The organism is Exiguobacterium sp. s28, from assembly GCF_018618135.1.
GTDB lineage: Bacteria > Bacillota > Bacilli > Exiguobacteriales > Exiguobacteriaceae > Exiguobacterium > Exiguobacterium mexicanum_A.
The window spans coordinates 50,399-66,795 of sequence record NZ_JACSLL010000012.1; the positions used below are offsets into that span (position 1 = coordinate 50,399).

At 53.3% G+C, this 16,397-nt stretch carries 18 protein-coding genes and 1 pseudogene; 15 read left to right on the top strand and 4 right to left on the bottom strand.

The features are described 5' to 3' along the window. Nucleotides 1-117: 117 nt before the first annotated feature. From KNP78_RS12200 to KNP78_RS12220, 5 genes are all read left to right on the top strand, one after another. Complete coding sequence (locus tag KNP78_RS12200) at nt 118-1,470, top strand: sodium-dependent transporter (protein ID WP_034777374.1); 1,353 nt, start codon at nt 118-120, stop codon at nt 1,468-1,470. 184 nt (nt 1,471-1,654) lie between these two features. After that, a complete protein-coding gene (locus tag KNP78_RS12205; RefSeq protein WP_034777375.1) occupies nt 1,655-2,371 on the top strand; it encodes a 5-bromo-4-chloroindolyl phosphate hydrolysis family protein in 717 nt (238 codons plus the stop codon). Next, on the top strand, nt 2,355-3,584 hold the full coding sequence (locus tag KNP78_RS12210) for a toxic anion resistance protein (protein WP_034777376.1): 1,230 nt from the start codon (nt 2,355-2,357) through the stop codon (nt 3,582-3,584). Before KNP78_RS12205 ends, KNP78_RS12210 begins: the two co-directional genes overlap by 17 nt. Before the next feature lie 53 nt (nt 3,585-3,637). After that, nucleotides 3,638-4,213 carry a deoxycytidylate deaminase gene (locus KNP78_RS12215; RefSeq protein ID WP_034777377.1) on the top strand — a complete coding sequence of 192 codons (576 nt, stop codon included), beginning with the start codon at nt 3,638-3,640 and terminating at the stop codon, nt 4,211-4,213. Nucleotides 4,214-4,413: 200 nt separating this feature from the next. Further along, nucleotides 4,414-4,770 carry a hypothetical protein gene (locus KNP78_RS12220; RefSeq protein ID WP_034777378.1) on the top strand — a complete coding sequence of 119 codons (357 nt, stop codon included), beginning with the start codon at nt 4,414-4,416 and terminating at the stop codon, nt 4,768-4,770. 162 nt (nt 4,771-4,932) lie between these two features. Here the strand turns inward: KNP78_RS12220 and hisJ are convergent, their stop codons facing one another. Then, the gene (gene hisJ, locus KNP78_RS12225) at nt 4,933-5,745 is read right to left on the bottom strand and encodes a histidinol-phosphatase HisJ (protein WP_214824556.1); all 813 of its coding nucleotides are present in this window, start codon (nt 5,743-5,745) and stop codon (nt 4,933-4,935) included. Nucleotides 5,746-5,854: 109 nt separating this feature from the next. Here hisJ and KNP78_RS12230 point away from each other — a divergent pair, with 109 nt between their 5' ends. The 9 genes and pseudogenes from KNP78_RS12230 (at nt 5,855) to hisIE (ending at nt 12,802) form a co-directional block, all read left to right on the top strand. Continuing rightward, on the top strand, nt 5,855-6,778 hold the full coding sequence (locus KNP78_RS12230; RefSeq protein ID WP_214710981.1) for an ATP phosphoribosyltransferase regulatory subunit: 924 nt from the start codon (nt 5,855-5,857) through the stop codon (nt 6,776-6,778). Continuing rightward, nucleotides 6,775-7,383 (top strand): ATP phosphoribosyltransferase, encoded by a 609-nt coding sequence (hisG, locus tag KNP78_RS12235; RefSeq protein ID WP_034777382.1) that lies wholly within the window; start codon nt 6,775-6,777, stop codon nt 7,381-7,383. The genes KNP78_RS12230 and hisG overlap by 4 nt, the downstream gene beginning before the upstream one ends. Next, complete coding sequence (hisD, locus tag KNP78_RS12240; RefSeq protein ID WP_034777383.1) at nt 7,380-8,597, top strand: histidinol dehydrogenase; 1,218 nt, start codon at nt 7,380-7,382, stop codon at nt 8,595-8,597. Before hisG ends, hisD begins: the two co-directional genes overlap by 4 nt. Continuing rightward, complete coding sequence (locus tag KNP78_RS12245; RefSeq protein WP_138859525.1) at nt 8,594-9,607, top strand: pyridoxal phosphate-dependent aminotransferase; 1,014 nt, start codon at nt 8,594-8,596, stop codon at nt 9,605-9,607. The genes hisD and KNP78_RS12245 overlap by 4 nt, the downstream gene beginning before the upstream one ends. Further along, nucleotides 9,594-10,181 (top strand): imidazoleglycerol-phosphate dehydratase HisB, encoded by a 588-nt coding sequence (gene hisB / locus KNP78_RS12250; protein ID WP_214797012.1) that lies wholly within the window; start codon nt 9,594-9,596, stop codon nt 10,179-10,181. The genes KNP78_RS12245 and hisB overlap by 14 nt, the downstream gene beginning before the upstream one ends. Next, nucleotides 10,178-10,765 (top strand): imidazole glycerol phosphate synthase subunit HisH, encoded by a 588-nt coding sequence (gene hisH / locus KNP78_RS12255; RefSeq protein WP_214797011.1) that lies wholly within the window; start codon nt 10,178-10,180, stop codon nt 10,763-10,765. The genes hisB and hisH overlap by 4 nt, the downstream gene beginning before the upstream one ends. Further along, on the top strand, nt 10,743-11,456 hold the full coding sequence (gene hisA, locus KNP78_RS12260) for a 1-(5-phosphoribosyl)-5-[(5-phosphoribosylamino)methylideneamino]imidazole-4-carboxamide isomerase (RefSeq protein WP_214710015.1): 714 nt from the start codon (nt 10,743-10,745) through the stop codon (nt 11,454-11,456). The genes hisH and hisA overlap by 23 nt, the downstream gene beginning before the upstream one ends. After that, complete coding sequence (hisF, locus tag KNP78_RS12265; protein ID WP_214797010.1) at nt 11,449-12,216, top strand: imidazole glycerol phosphate synthase subunit HisF; 768 nt, start codon at nt 11,449-11,451, stop codon at nt 12,214-12,216. Before hisA ends, hisF begins: the two co-directional genes overlap by 8 nt. Next, nucleotides 12,165-12,802 (top strand): annotated as a pseudogene (gene hisIE / locus KNP78_RS15825) (bifunctional phosphoribosyl-AMP cyclohydrolase/phosphoribosyl-ATP diphosphatase HisIE). Before hisF ends, hisIE begins: the two are co-directional and overlap by 52 nt. Before the next feature lie 42 nt (nt 12,803-12,844). Here hisIE and KNP78_RS12280 read toward each other — a convergent pair. Then, nucleotides 12,845-13,768: a DUF7916 family protein gene (locus tag KNP78_RS12280; RefSeq protein WP_034777393.1), complete on the bottom strand. Its 924-nt coding sequence runs from the start codon at nt 13,766-13,768 to the stop codon at nt 12,845-12,847. A 90-nt stretch (nt 13,769-13,858) separates the two neighbouring features. Here KNP78_RS12280 and KNP78_RS12285 point away from each other — a divergent pair, with 90 nt between their 5' ends. Then, a complete protein-coding gene (locus KNP78_RS12285; RefSeq protein ID WP_214752807.1) occupies nt 13,859-14,413 on the top strand; it encodes a maltose acetyltransferase domain-containing protein in 555 nt (184 codons plus the stop codon). 33 nt (nt 14,414-14,446) lie between these two features. Here KNP78_RS12285 and KNP78_RS12290 read toward each other — a convergent pair whose 3' ends face one another. Both KNP78_RS12290 and KNP78_RS12295 read right to left on the bottom strand, forming a co-directional pair. Next, on the bottom strand, nt 14,447-15,451 hold the full coding sequence (locus KNP78_RS12290; RefSeq protein ID WP_214752809.1) for a pyridoxal phosphate-dependent aminotransferase: 1,005 nt from the start codon (nt 15,449-15,451) through the stop codon (nt 14,447-14,449). Next, on the bottom strand, nt 15,448-16,206 hold the full coding sequence (locus tag KNP78_RS12295) for a transporter substrate-binding domain-containing protein (RefSeq protein WP_034777396.1): 759 nt from the start codon (nt 16,204-16,206) through the stop codon (nt 15,448-15,450). The genes KNP78_RS12290 and KNP78_RS12295 overlap by 4 nt, the downstream gene beginning before the upstream one ends. Nucleotides 16,207-16,397: the final 191 nt, after the last annotated feature.

Genomic DNA, 16,397 nt, shown 5'->3' on the forward strand with positions numbered 1-16,397 from the left:
CAGACAGAGAAAAGAATTCAGACTTTTCTCTGTTTTTTGTTGTTCTCATTTCTGAACCGTGTTAGTATTTCACTATTATTATGAAAATAGATATGAAAACAGGAAGTAGGGATGGTAATGGCGCAAAACTCGTTCGCCTCAAAAATTGGATTCATCTTAGCGGCCGCAGGGTCAGCGATTGGTCTCGGTGCGATCTGGAAATTTCCGTATGTCACCGGCACAAGTGGAGGCGGCGCCTTTTTGCTCATGTTTTTAGCGTTTACGCTCTTACTCGGTCTCCCGTTATTGATCGGTGAGTTCATCGTCGGACGCTCGACACAAAAAACGGCACTGCTCGCATTCAAAAAATTAGGACACGGCCGTTGGACGCTCGTCGGTTACCTTGGTGTCATCGCATGTTTCTTATTGCTCTCATTCTACAGTGTCATCGGTGGTTGGGTCTTAATCTATGTCGGTCTCGGCTTGAGCGGGACATTGAACGGCCGATCGCCTGACGAATTCGGTGCCGTCTTCGGAGATGTCGTCTCGTCACCAGGCATCGCCGTGTTCGGTCAATTCTTATTCTTATTGATCACGCTCTTAATCGTGCTAAAAGGCGTCGAAGCTGGAATCGAGCGGATGAGCAAGATCTTGATGCCGCTCTTGTTCGTCAGTTTCATCGTCCTCGTCATCCGCTCATTGACGCTCGACGGGGCGATGGAAGGGGTTCGCTTCTTCTTGCAGCCTGACTTCTCTGCCTTGACGGGGGAATCGGTCTTGTTCGCCCTCGGTCAAGCGTTCTTCTCGCTATCACTCGGGGTTGCGGCCATGTTGACGTATGCGTCCTACATTAAAACGAAAGGCACGCTCAATCGCTCGGCGAACATGATCGTTCTATTGAACATCGCCGTCTCGCTGTTGGCGGGTCTCGCGATTTTCCCGGCCGTGTTCGCATCAGGTCTCGACCCGGCTGAAGGCCCGGCGCTTCTCTTCGTCGTCTTGCCGGCCGTCTTCAATCAAGTCCCGCTCGGTGGTTTCTTCATGGTATTGTTCTTCTTGCTGTTCACGTTCGCCTCGATCACGTCATCGATTGCGATGCTTGAAGTCGTCGTCGCCGGTGTGACCGACCGACTGAACGAAAAGAAACAGACGATGTCGAAACGGAACGTCACACTCTTGTCAGCAGCGATCGTTTTTGCGGTTGGTATCCCTTCGGCCCTCTCGTTCGGAGTGATGAGCGAGATGCAGTTCTTGAACGGTCGTACGTTCTTCGATTCGATGGACTATATCGTCAGCTATGTCTTGATGCCGGTCGGTGCGCTCTTGACATCGATTTTCGTCGGGTATGTCGTTGATCAACGCATTCTTAAAGAAGAGATTCAAACATCGGGCGCTGGTGTCAAGCTGTACCCGGTCTGGCACTTCCTCATCCGGTATGTCATTCCGGTGACGGTCGCCATCGTCATGGTGACAACGTGGGTCACGGTGTAACGTGACGAACTCCTCCTGATTCATTGAATCAGGAGGTTTTTTTACATTCGAGCGACCCTGACTTTTCGTTCTTGCGACCGAGAGAGCGTGCGGCGTCATTATGCTAAGCTTATAAAGATGACGAAACTTTTTTTGAAGGGTCACGTAAGGTACAATAGAAGTATCATGAGACGAGGTGAAACGGATGAAAACATGGATGAAATGGGCCCTGACCGGGGCGATCCTATATTTTGCCATAAACGTTTTTGATTTCTCTTGGTTGTTTATCATCGTCGGGGCGCTCGTATTAAACGAAGTGTGGTCGACCAATAAACGCCGGAAGCGGGCACCGGCCCCCGTTGCCAAACGGGCCAAGAAAAAGCTGTTGCTCGATGAAGACGAACCGTTCGTCGGCTCGCGTATCTTGAAACCGCTTGAAGAAGCGGCGCCGGTACGTCAGTTCGAGGCGACCGACGATTTAGAGCTTCAATTTTTGCAACGGACGATTGAACAAGGCTATGAGAAACTGCAACAAATCGACCGCGTCTTGCCGGAAATCAAAGACATCGAGGTGCGGCGTGAGATGAAGGCCGTCTCGAAGGAAGCGCACGAACTGTTCGCCGAACTGTTCGAGAATCCACAAGACGCGAAACATGTTCGTGATCTCTTCACGTTCTATTTGGATTCGCTTGTGTCGGTCGTGTTGAAATTTAAAGAACTAGAAGGAAAACGCGTCGTCATTCAAGAAGAGACACGTGAACAGTTGATTACCAATATGCGACTCATCGTCGATAAGTTCAAACAGCAACGCAGCCGTCTCTTAGAAGACGATGCGGTCGACTTTGAACGAGAGTTGATCATGATGGAAAAAGTATTGGCCGATCAACCAGAAGGGAGAAAAAAACATGACTTCATCGAATGAAACGAACTGGCAGTCATGGCCAGAAGAAGAGCTCACTTCACAGACGAAAACGAAGACGGAAACCGATGCGATTTCGGACCCGTCCGTGGACTGGTCATCTATGACAGAGAAACATGAGGTGCCGGCGATTCAAGTGAATCCAGATGTCCCCCAGGAACACCGAGAACGGATCACGCGCATCGCAGAGTCGATCGATATTAAAAAGACAGATTCCGTCATGTTGTTCGGCTCAAACGTGCAACGCGAACTGTCGCAATTCTCGGACCAAATCTTGACCGAGGTCCGGATGAAGGATGGCGGTGACGCCGGAAAGCTATTGTCCGACTTGATGCAGAACGTACGCAAGATGGACCCGGACATGTTGCAGCCAGAGAAGAAGAGTTTTATGGACAACTTGCCGCTCATCGGACGGGCCAAGAAGAAAGCCGAGAACTACAAACTCCAGTTTGAAAAGATGAGCGTCTATTTAGAAGAAGTCATCCATAATCTAGACCGGGCCAAGTTCGGTTTGATGAAGGACATCACGATGCTCGATCAGATGTACGATAAGAACAAGCGTTATTTTGAAGAGCTTAACGTCTATATCGCCGCCGGTGAGACGAAACTTGACCACGTGCGCAGCTATGAGATCGCCCCGCTCCGTCAAGAAGTGGAGATGTCGAAAGACCAGGTCAAACTTCAACAGTTGAACGACATGATTCAACTCGCGGACCGATTCGAGAAAAAATTGCACGATTTGAAACTGAGCCGGACAATCAGTCTGCAGATGGCACCGCAAATTCGGGTCATCCAACAGAACAACCAGATTCTAGCCGAGAAAATCGAGTCGGCGGTCGTCAATACGATTCCGCTCTGGAAAAACCAAGTCGTGCTTGCGCTCAGCTTGACACGACAAAAGACGGCGCTCCGCATGCAGCAAGACGTCACGAAGACGACGAACACGTTGCTCGAGCAGAACTCGAAGATGTTGAAAGACTCATCGATCGAGATCGCCACAGAGAACGAGAAAGGCATCGTTTCGGTCGAATCGCTCAAAGTGGCGCACGAGAACTTGCTCTCGACGCTCGACGAGACGCTCCGGATTCAACAAGAAGGACGTCAGAAGCGTCGTGAGGCCGAACGTGAACTCGATCGCATGGAGCACGAGTTGAAAGAAAAAGTCATCGAGATCGCTTCAAAAAACAAAGAGTTGCCAAAAGAGACTGGATATTGAACGAGGAAAGTCTGAGCCCTCAGACTTTCCTTTTCTTTGAGGAGGATAAGAAAATGGAAAAACAACGGCTATGGGATGAGACGTGGTTGCAGTTCGCTGATATGATGGCGGTACGCCATTCGAAATGCGCCTCGAAAAGTGTCGCTTGCGTCATCGTCAAAGATGAGAAGCCGATCTCGATTGGGCTCAATGGGACGCCACCCGGGCATACGAACTGCAATGAGATCTTTTTAAAACGGGAAGACGGTTTTTATAAACGGGCCGAGTACGTGTCAGAAGATGCGGTCGATTTGCTCGAGGCACCGGTTTCATTCATCCATGAGGGTGTGACATTTATTAGATGTTCGGACCCATACGACCACCATAATTGGTCGAAGCAACATGAAATCCACGCCGAAATCAACGCGATTGGTAAGCTCGCCGCGGATTCGACGAACGCCTTCGGCGCGACAGCCTATGTGACCCACTCACCATGTCATGCCTGTTCGCTCGCTTTGATTGCGTCACGCGTAGCCCGTGTCGTCTATGCGGTCGGCTATGAGCACGGTGACGGCCTCGATTTGATGCGTGAGAGTGGGATTGACGTGGTACATATGCCACTCGAAAAAAGTTTCAAAAACACATTGTAAACGTTTTCATTCGATGTTATATTATTAATGTACTGCCAATGGTGTTTTACTCTTCCATTATTCGTCTCTCTTCGGAGGGACCTTTTTTTATGGCTAAGCACAGGTGAGACAAAGTTTACACATAATGTTCAATATTTCACAATCTTTTCGTGGGTTTCTTTCTTATAATGAAAGTAGATTAACGAGAGGGGAAATGTTACATGGAAAAACAAGTTCGTTTCACAGATGGTGCCTATGATGTGGAAGCGTTGATCACACTCGAAGAGGTGTGGGAAGATAAATTTGCCATCGGGACGCATAAAGAGCTCGCCGTTAAGTCATTAAAGATCAACGGAAATGAGGTTTCGGAGTTGAAGCACGTTCGGGCGTTGCTTCGCTACTATCCGACGCTCGGTGTCTCGGGCATCTTGCTAGCGCTCGATGGTGCCGCAGCTGAGATCGTCGCCTTGTCAGGGGATACGGATCCGGCGCTCCGGTTTGTTGAACTCGTGGCGTTACAAATGGACGAGGCAGCGACGGAAGAGTTGAAAGACCTATACGCCGAGATGGCGGTCTAACTTTGTAAGGATGACACCCACGTCATCCTTTTTTCATTTTCGGGTTGCAATGCGGGTTCAGTATGGTATTATTGTCAATAGATGAAGAAATGGAACGCCATATCGTTATCGACAACCAAAAATGGGGATCTAGATAGCTAGATCGCTGTGAAAAAGCCACGTTCATAGGAACGTGGCTTTTTTTTGTATAATTTCGAACCCGGCGCCGACATCGAAGGCGATATGGGCGTCTGAACCGAGCACGAACGGGATGCCGAGTGCGGCCGCCTCGGACGCGACGTCAATGGCGTAAGGTTGGCCGCAATCGGGCTTGCGGAGCCCGGCCGTATTCAAATCGAGACCGAAACCGCGCGTGGCGATCGTTTGTAGCAAGCGCGTCTGTTCGTCCTGCACGTTCGAGCGGGCCCACGTGTACTTGTGTTGATATTTGATCGGTAAGTCGATATGTCCGATGCGGTCCACTTTCAAGCGCTCCCAAGGGAATGCGAGTCCGGCAGCGAGCGCCGTGTAGTATTGTTTCATCACGGCCTCGAACGAGCCGACACGTTTGACGAGCGCATCAAACGTGTCGGCCGAGAAGTCGATAGGCAGGAGCTCGTCGTCGACGAGGAGAAAGTGTTGGGACAAGATTGCTTCGTCTAATACGTCGGCATACGGCCCGAGCAACGCCAGCGTCTCGGACTCATATCCGGGCAAATAGTCGATCTCCAAACCGATGCGGAGATCAAGTTCGGGATACGACCGCTTCAACGTCTGCAAAGCTTCTATATAACGCGGGAGCAAATCGAGCGCCATCGCTGAATCTTGGTCTGGCGTCGGGTCTTGAAACCGGGCCGGGAGAGGAGCGTGCTCCGTGAACGTGAGCGTCTTGATTCCTTGGTTCAAGGCGCGCTTTACATACGCTTCGAGCGAATCGGATGAACCATGCGGACAAAATGGGGTGTGAAGGTGACCATCACGGGTAAAGTCAATCATCAGTCGACATTCCTTTCGAGTTCGCCGGTTGACAGCAACGGCTTGGTTTGATAAATTTAACACACTACTTTAGTTTGGTAAAGTGATAATAAGATAAAGGGTGATATTGATGATCTGGTTCAATACAAAAGGATCCATCCCGGAAGGATGGCACGAATTGCAAGGGGAAGACGTCCTGCGTCCGAAGCAGTGGATGTTGTCATTTTTAGAACGAGCCGAGTCAAATGGCTACAGTGTCATTGAGCCGCCGCTCGTGGAATATTATTCGCACTATCAAGACTTGGCCTTGTTCGATGAGTCGGCCTATTATCGTCTGTTCGGGAATGACGGCGAGTTGCTCGTCATGCGTCCGGACTATACGTTGCAAATCGCTCGGAAGCTCGCCGATGGTCATGAACCGATGCGAGTCGCCTATGCCGGTGCCGTCTATCGGCGTACCCCGAAACATTCGGGTCAGCCGCATGAGCGTCAACAGCTCGGGCTTGAATGGATTGATGGTGATGCACCAGATATGGAGCTGATTGCATCGTTCCTCAGTATGACCGAGCGGGTGTTGCCGCAAGACGGGCTTCGGATTCAAGTCGGCTCGGCTGCCTTGGTCGCGGCCGTGGCGGAAGAGGCCGGGATCCCAGAGCGGACGCTCCGTCAATATTTGGCGCTCCGTAACTTGGAATCACTTCGTGACCTCGCGGATACGTACCAATACCCGTTAATCGCGAAGCTACCGTTCTTAATCGGTGATTCGGCACTCGCTGAACTACGAGAAGTCGCCGAGCCAGGGTTGACGGCTGCGATCAATGAAGTCGAGCGGGCGGTCGAACATTTACGCGCCATCGGTTTGAACGTATCGTACGACTTTGGACAGACCGGCGATTTTGATTATTATTCAGGATTGACGGTGACAGGAAGCATCGACGGACGGCGCGTCCTCTCGGGCGGTCGCTATGATTCGCTATACGGACATTTCGGCCAATCGCGACGGGCGTTCGGATTGTCGCTTGATTTAGAACAGTTAGGTGAGGTGATTTTATGAAAGTGGCCATCGCGAAAGGACGCATTGAAAAAGCGGCCCGAGACTATTTCGAACAAGTCGGATTAACCGTCTGGCCCGAAAAACGCGGCCGAGAACTGACCGTCGAAGTCGACGGGCATGAGTTCATCTTCGTCAAAGGGGATGACGTCTATAAATATGTCATGCACGGCGCGGCTGATGTCGGCGTCGTCGGTGGCGACATCTTGCGAGAGAAGACGCCTGGCGTCCTCGAAGTCGTCGATTTGCCGTTCGGCCGTTGCCGGATGGCGGTTTGCGGACCGAAAGAACGAAAGAACGGGACGAAAAAATTGAAAGTCGCGAGCAAGTATCCGAATATCGCCATCTCTCACTTCGCTTCGAAGCGACAGAACGTCGAAGTGATTGCGTTGAACGGTTCGGTCGAACTCGCACCGCTCACAGGACTCGCCGATTGCATCGTCGATATCGTCGAGACGGGGGCGACGCTTCGTGCGAACGACCTCGAGGAATACGAAACGATTTTCACGGTGAACGCCAAGTTCATCACGAGTGAGACGGCGCTCGCTAACGATCCTGATGAATTGAAGGCCTGGATTCGTCGTTTAAGCAAGGAGGAAGCGAAATGAGCACGGAAACGAATCGGAGCCGGCGTGAAAGCTGGGCGGAAGCGGTTAAGCCAATTCTCGAGGCCGTGGAGTCGAACGGAGATGAGGCGCTCCTAGAGTTTACAAAGAAATTTGACGGTGTCGACGTAATCGAAACGGTCGACTTGACGGCCTTCACGCCACCTGAAGCTTACGGGGAGTTGACCGAGGCGTTGACGCTCGCCGCCGAACGCATTCGCACGTTCCACGAGCGTCAGCGTCGTCAAGACGACGCGTATGAAGATGGCATGTTCAGACTCGGACGTCGCTTCATGCCACTCGACTCGGTCGGCGTGTACGTACCGGGTGGGACGGCCGTCTATCCCTCGAGCGTCTTGATGAACATCATCCCGGCGAAAGTGGCCGGTGTGAAACGGATCGTCATGGTGACGCCGCCAAAACCAGATGGCATCGACTTGTCGCTATTGATTGCGGCAAAAATCGCAGGGGCAGATGAGTGTCATCTGGTCGGCGGGGCACAAGCCGTGGCCGCGCTTGCGTTTGGCACCGAGACGATCAAACCGGTCGACAAGATTGTCGGACCTGGTAACGCCTATGTCGCGACCGCGAAGTCGCTCGTCTCTCACATCGTCGGCATCGACTCGGTCGCTGGGCCGTCTGAAGTACTCATCATCGCCGATGAGACGGCCAATCCGAAATGGGTCGCCGCCGACTTGCTCGCCCAAGCCGAACATGACGTCGAAGCGACGGCACTCGCTCTCGTCACGTCAGACGAGTTGGCCGAACGGATCGAACAGGAATTGGCACGCCAGCTGGCCGAGCTACCACGCCGTGACATTGCGGTCGAGGCATTGAAACGAGGCGGGGTACGCATCATGTCGAGCGAACGTGCAATCGAAGTCGCCAACGAGATGGCAGCCGAGCACGTGCAACTTGCCGTCTCCGACCCGGAAACCTATATGCAAGCCATCCGTCACGGTGGTTCGTTCTTCCTCGGTCATGAAGCCGCGGAAGCGTTTGGCGATTACATCGCTGGACCAAACCACGTCTTGCCGACGAGCGGGACGGCCCGCTTCTCGAGCGGCCTCTCGGTCGATGATTTTTACCGGAGACAGACGTTCCTTCAGATGACGGAGCTCGATGAACGTGTCACACGCGCCGCGATTCGCATCGCACAACAAGAACAACTTGACGGCCACGCCCGAGCGATGGCGGTTCGATTGGAGGACGTATGAGACAGAACTATGAGACGATTCCCCGCTACGTCCCGCAGGCGGTCAAAGGACATGCGTTGAATCAAAACGAGAGCCAATATGAGTTCCCAGAGCGGTTAAAGACGGCAATCCGAGAGCTTCCGCTCGATTTGAGCCATTATCCGGTCGATGAGTTGGCAGCGCTGAAACAAAGTTATGCGACATATGCTGGTGTGGATCCGCAACAACTCATGGTCGGGAGCGGCAGTGACGAACTGCTAGCCATTTTATGTCAGGCAATTCTTGACGCCGATGACGTCGTCGCCGCCCCGATTCCCGATTTTTCGATGTACGGCATTTATACGCATATCGCTCGCGGGAATTTTGTGCAGCCGGATGCGGACGGATTGTCGATTCAATCATTGCTCGAGACGATCGAGGCGGAACGGCCGAAACTTGTGCTCGTGTCGAACCCGAACAATCCGACGGGAAAGATGTGGTCACTCGATGAACTCGAAACGGTCGCTAGCCGTGTTCCATATCTCGTCGTGGACGAGGCATATATCGATTTCACGATGGAAGATTCATTCAAAGACCGACTCGCGGACCACGCGAACGTCATCATTCTCCGTACGTTATCGAAAGCGTTCGGACTCGCGAATCTGCGCATCGGTTTCATGATTGCCGACGAGCGCTTAATCGAGAAGATTGACCGGTTCCGTTCGCCATTCAACGTGAGCGGGCTGAGTGCGGCCGTGGCGACGGTCGTGTTGAACGACTCCGAATATATCGAGGAGTCGATCAACTTCCATCAAACGCAACGACAAAAGCTTGAAACGTTGCTCGCACCGATTGGAAACGTCTTACCGAGCCGTGCCAATTTCCTATACGTCAAAACACCGGACAGCGAAGCTTGGGCCGCCCGTTTCTTAGAAAAGGATGTCCATGTTCGCGCGTTCGCAGACGGGATTCGTGTCAGTGCCGGCACGGACGAGGCGTACCGCTTGCTTCAACAAACGATAGAAGAGGTGACTTCACTTGAGAACAGCTGAGACGAAACGAGAGACAAAAGAGACGAACATCGAGCTCAAGCTTGATTTGAATGGGACAGGACAAAGTGACATCAAGACAGGTGTCGGCTTCTTTGACCATATGCTGACACTGTTCGCGTTCCACAGCCAAATCGATTTGACGGTCCATGTCGAAGGGGATACGTGGGTCGACGCTCACCATACGGTCGAAGACGTCGGAATCGCCCTTGGGCAGATGATCAATCAAGCGCTCGGCGACAAAATCGGCATTCGCCGCTACGGCACGAGTTATTTGCCGATGGACGAGACGCTCGCGCGTGCCGTCGTCGACGTGTCGGGCCGTCCGTTCCTCGTCTACCGGGCTGATATTAAAAATCCGAAACTCGGAGACTTTGATACCGAGCTCGCCGAAGAGTTTTTCCGGGCCGTGGCGATGAACGCCCGGTTGACACTGCACCTAGAGGTCCTCTACGGGTCGAACTCGCACCACATGATTGAAGGGTTGTTCAAGGCGTTCGGTCGCGCCCTCGCCGAGGCGATTGGGCAAGACGGGTCGAATCGATTGCCGTCGACGAAAGGACTGATCGAAGGATGAAAATCGCGGTCATCGATTATGGAATGGGTAACGTGTTCAACGTCGAACGGGCACTCCAAGCTATCGGCTGTTACGTCATCATCACGAACGATCCAGTGGAAATCAAGGCAGCTGATGCCATCTTGTTACCTGGTGTCGGAGCGTTCCCGCAGGCGATGCAATCGCTGAACGAGACGGGTCTGATTCCGCTGTTGAAACGGTCGGCACAAGAAAAACCGTTCCTTGGCATTTGCCTTGGCATGCAGCTCTTATTCGAGTCGAGCACGGAAGGGTTGCCGACAGAAGGACTCGGTTTGATTAAAGGGCGCGTCGAACGGATGCGGGCGAAACGTCTGCCACACGTCGGCTGGAACTCGATTTTGCGAGACGAGGACGTCTATTTCGTTCACTCGTATCACGTCGTGACCGACCCGACCCATGTGATCGCTTCTGCCGATTATATGGGGGAAGACGTGCCAGCCATCGTGCAAAAAGGGCTCGTCACGGGGATGCAGTTCCACCCGGAGAAGAGCGGCGCGTTTGGACTCAGTTTATTGAAAGAATGGAAGGAGGCGGTCGAACGTGAGATTACTACCGGCCATTGATTTGATTGACGGAAAAATCGTCCGCTTGACGGAAGGCGATTTCAATACAGAAGAACAGTATGGCGACCCATACGAAAAATTGAAGGAATGGCAAGGGCGCGTTCCGATGCTTCACTTGATTGATCTCGAGGGAGCGAAAGCCGGCGAACCGAGACATCTTGATGTCGTCCGATTCGCCAAATCGTGCGGCTTCTTCGTCCAGACCGGCGGAGGCATTCGTTCCGAGGAAGCGCTCGATGCGGTCATGGCGACCGGCGCCGACCGTGTCTTGCTTGGGACAAAGGCGTTTACAGACCCGGATTTCTTGGACCGGGCGCTCGCGAAGTACGGTGATCGTGTCGCCGTCGCCCTCGACGCCTATGATGGCATCGTCGCCGTCAACGGATGGCAAGAAGCGACCGACTTAAAAGATATCGATGCCGCGAAAGAACTCGTCGACCGTGGGGTCAAGACGATTCTCTATACGGATATCGGTTCGGACGGGAAATTGAACGGACCGAACCTTGAGCGGATGAAGGCGCTCCGTGAGGCTGTTTCGGTCACGATCATTGCCTCGGGTGGCGTGACGACCGAGGCTGACGTCGAGGCGCTTCAAGCGGCCGGCATCGACGAGGCGGTCGTCGGGAAGGCACTACTCTCCGGACAAGTCAGTCTTGATGACTTGATCGAGTGGGAGGCGCGCCATGCTTAAACGTCGCATCATTCCGTGTCTTGATGTGAAAGACGGTCGTGTCGTCAAAGGGATCGAGTTTGTCGCGTTACGTGACATCGGCGACCCGGTCGAGATTGCCAAGTATTATGACGCCTCCGGTGCGGATGAGCTCGTGTTTCTCGATATCACCGCGAGTACGGAACGCCGCCAGACGATGCTTGACGTCGTCAGTGCTGTCGCCCGGAAAGTGTTCATTCCGCTCACGGTCGGTGGCGGCATCCGGTCGCTTGAGGATATTTCCTCGCTCTTAAAAGCTGGGGCCGATAAAGTGTCGCTCAACACGCTCGCCGTCGAATCACCCGATTTGATCAAACGAGCGGCCGAGCGGTTCGGGTCACAATGTATCGTCATCGCCATCGATGTCAAGTTCGAAGACGACGATTACTTCGTCTATACGTATGGCGGGAAGAACCGGACCGAGTTGCGGGCCGTCGATTGGGCAAAGCAAGTGGCCGCACTTGGGGCGGGTGAACTGCTCGTCACGTCGATGAATCAGGACGGAAAGCAGAGCGGCTACGATTTGCGAATCCTTGATTTGCTCCGGGACGCCGTCGATATCCCGATTATCGCCTCTGGCGGTGCCGGGAACGCGAATCACGTCGTCGACGCGCTCGAGAAGGTCGATGCGGCGCTACTCGCCTCGATTTTGCATGACCGGAAAACGACAGTGGAAGAGGTGAAACACGTATGCAGCGAGCACAACTTGCCGATGCGGTTCGTTACGACGACAATGGATTGATTCCAGCCATCATCGTGTCGACAGAGGACGACGCCGTCCTCATGTTAGGCTACATGAACGACGAGGCGATTCAGAAGACGCTCGAGACGAACACGGTCACGTTCTGGTCACGTTCGAAAGGGAGACTCTGGATGAAAGGGGAGTCGAGCGGAAATACGCTCGAGCTCGAAAGCATCCACGTCGATTGTGATCAAGACGCGTTGTTGGTCCGTGTCCGTGCCAATGGACCGACGTGTCATACAGGAAATCGAAGCTGCTTTTTCACGGAGGTGGAAGGATGATTCACGAATTAGAGAAGTTGATTCAAGAACGACAGGCGTCACCGAAGGAAGGCTCATACACATCGTATCTGTTCGACCAAGGTGTCGACAAGATTGCCAAAAAGTTTGGGGAAGAGTCGTTCGAGGTCGTCATCGCGGCGCTGAACGATGAAGATTTGGTCGAAGAGTCGGCCGACCTCTTGTACCATTTGCTCGTCTTACTCGCCGCCAAAGGCGTTTCATTACAAGACGTTGAGGCGCTCCTCGCCAAACGGCACGGGACGACGACTCCGGCGAAACCACGCCGAGACGTTACCGACTGGTAACACAAAAAGGAACGAAGCCACAATCGGCTTCGTTCCTTTTGATTAGCGGTTGACCGAGGCGGCCATACGGATGTACGTATGGCGCCGTCCCCGAATCGCAATCGATAACGCCTGGATATTCTCCGGTGTGGCGATTCCGGACAGCCCAGCATCGCCGATATGGAAGATGTCCGTCCCACCGCGCTTCGAGGACAAGGCGATGTCACGAATCGTCGCTTCATCGGACCCTTCCTGTGATGTGCCGATGGCGGCGACGACGAGTTTATCCAACGCTTGAATCTCGCGCGTGACTTCATAGAATTCATCTTCACGGACGCCAGGAACGGTGCCGGGCGCTGGAATCAAGATAATATCGGCCCCGGCTTCAGCAAAACGGACGTACGCCTCTTGATCAAGTACACGGCCGACGCCGGCTTGATGCATCTTCCCGGCGATGATGACGCCCGCGAACTCTTGGCGCGCGTTGATGATGGCTTGCTCGATCGCCTCGTTCGTCACCCCGGTGTTCGGGTTTCCGGTCAGGCAGATGAAGTCGATACCGAGCTCTGACGCTCTGGCGAACGCTTCCCGTGTCGCGAGCCGTCCTTGTTTCACATCATACATATCCTCCGATTTCTCAGAGAAATCGACCGGTTCGAGGTTGACCCCGAGCGGGAGACCGACGAGCCGCTTCAATTCCATGATGGGATTGTCAGACATCGTCTCGCCCGGCATGTTTCCGAACAAGGCGTGGCTTTCGAGACCTTTTATGTACGGGTGGAACACGTCGAGCATGTTCAAAAGAATCATGTCGGCACCGAACGCCCGCGCGAGTTCGGCGTTCGTCACTTCCGGATAGAGTGGTTGTACGGTCGGGATGACTTCGGCGAGTACCGTCCGACCTTCGGCTTTGCGAATCGATCCAATCAAATCCGAGCGGTTGAACGTCAAGAAATCACTGGCTCTACAGTCAAGAATTCGTTTCATCTGTCTATTCCTCCTCTAGTTCGTCATGTTCCTATTCCCCATTTCGCTAGAAATTCCTCTATAATGATGACAGAATAGGGGGAGATGCAGATGACTGAAAAAGAAAAGATGATTCGGGGCGAGCTTTACTTGGCCGGAGACGAGGAACTCGTCGCCGACCGGCGTCAGGCACGGCGTTTGACGGAACGATTTAATCGATCCGGAATTGATGAACTCGACGACCGAAAAGCAGTGTTAGCGGAGCTGTTCGGCTCGACCGGAAGTTCGTTTTATTTGGAGCCTACGTTCAAATGCGACTACGGTTATAACATTCATCTCGGAGAACGGTTCTTCGCTAACTTTGATTGCGTATTCCTCGACATCTGTCCGATCACATTCGGTGACGATTGCATGCTCGGTCCGGGTGTGCACGTGTATACAGCGACGCATCCGCTCGACCCGATCGAACGAATCTCGGGTCTTGAATACGGGAAACCGGTCACGGTCGGACATCGGGTATGGATCGGCGGCGGTGCCATTCTAAACCCAGGGGTGACAGTCGGGGACGATGCCGTCATCGCCTCTGGCGCCGTTGTGACGAAAGACGTGCCAGCCCGTGCCGTCGTCGGGGGGAATCCAGCAAAAGTGCTCAAGTTCATACCATGACGAAACGACCCGACGTGATGTCGGGTCGTTTGCTTATGCTGTCGGTTGTGACGCGAAGGTGACTAGTGCCTGACGTGTTGCTTCGAGAGCAGATTCATTGCCGAGCGTGATGCGAATCCCGTTCGGTTGTTTCGATGTGTGAACGCCATGCGCGACGAGGTGGGCCCAAACGGCCTCCGGCTCATCGAGCGTGACGTAAATGAAGTTCGCCTCGGCGGGATGGACGTGTCCGATGGTGGCGAACAAGTCGGTCCACTGTCCGCGCATGTCGGCGTGCCATGCGATGGCCTCATCGAGATACGTCGCATCTTGTAAAAAGATGTTGGCGATTTTCGCGCTGACACCGCTAATGTTGAACGGCGGGACGAACTGACGGAAATAAGCGGCGAGTTCGGTCGTCGTGACCATGAAACCGAGGCGGACGTTGGCCAGGCCAAACGCCTTCGATAACGTCCGCAGTACAATCACATTCGCAAATGAATCAAGATGGGCCACCATGCTCGACGTCGGTGTGAAGTCGATATAGGCTTCGTCGACGATCAAGTACGGCACGAGTCCCGCGAGTTCGGCCAATTCAGCGACGCTCCACAATTTACCGGTCGGATTGTTCGGGTTCGACAACAGCAACAGCTTCGGTGTGTGTTGCGTGATCGCCTGGACGAGTGCGTCATACGACAGGTCATCGGCTTGCACGTGCCGGCCGTGCGCGATTGTCGTGAAGATCGGATAGAGTGCGAAATCCGGGCTCGGTGACAAGACGACGTCTTCCGGTGCCAACAGCGCCTGGGTGACGACGTGAATCATCTCGTCACTGCCGCAACCGACGAGCAATTGATTCGGCTCGACACCGGCGTAGGCCGCATAACGGGTGAACAACTCGTCAATCGGTTGGACCGGATACTCATGCAAGTCTTGGAACGAAATCGTCGCGAGCTGGTCATAGAGGCGGGACGGCACCGGGAACTGACTCTCGTTTTGATTCAAACGGTACCCGTCTGGATAGGTGACTGGATAAATCGGCAGCGAGACTGGTCTCATTCCGTCGGCTCCATCGAGAACCATTTTTTGGCGAGTTTGTCGATTTCACCTGAGTCAATCATCTTGTTCAACTCCTCGTTGAACTGATCGCGAAGGTCGTCCTCCAATTTAAAGGCGGCTGCTGAACCTTTCTCGCCATCTTCTTTCAAGGCGAACGTGTACAGTCCGGCATCTTGGTCCAAGTATTTTTGGGCGACCGTGTCCTCGATGACCATCGCGTCGATCCGACCCGTATTCAACTCTTGGACGATCTCTGGAATCTTGTTCAATGAGACGAGCTCTGCCTCCGGAGCTTGGTCTTTGGCGATGTTCTCTTGAATCGAAGCGGTTTGGACGCCGATTTTCTTGCCGGCGAGCGCCTCAATCGACTCGAGTGACTCATCTTTCGTCATGACTAAGTTCGTCGCCGACAAGTAGATATCCGAGAAGGCGGCATTTTCTTTCCGCTCTTCGGTCGGCGTCATACCGGCCATAACGAAGTCGACACGTCCGGCGTTTAGTGCCCCGAGCAGGCTGCCGAAGTCCATGTCTTCAATTTTGAGTTCGTAGCCGAGGCGTTCCGTGACGGTTTCGGCGATCTCGATATCAAATCCGACAATCTCATCCCCGTTCGCCGTATCGACAAACTCATACGGGAAGTAATCGGCGCTCGTCCCCATGACGAGTGTTTTTTTCTCTTCGCCCGTCGTCTCTTGGCTACATCCTGCTAGTAATGCACTTGCCACTAATCCCCCTGTAATGACCCACTTTTTCATGTATGAATTCCTCCTTCAAGATATGAGACTAAGTGTATATGTATGATTATTAATTGTAAAGCATAAAAATACAAAAATGATTAAAAAAATACATCCAGGAAAAAGTCACAGGATGCATCAGGTGGTCAATCAATCGCTTGCAGATAGGCGATGGCTTCGGGTAAATACGTCTCGAGGGGGCGATTCGTATC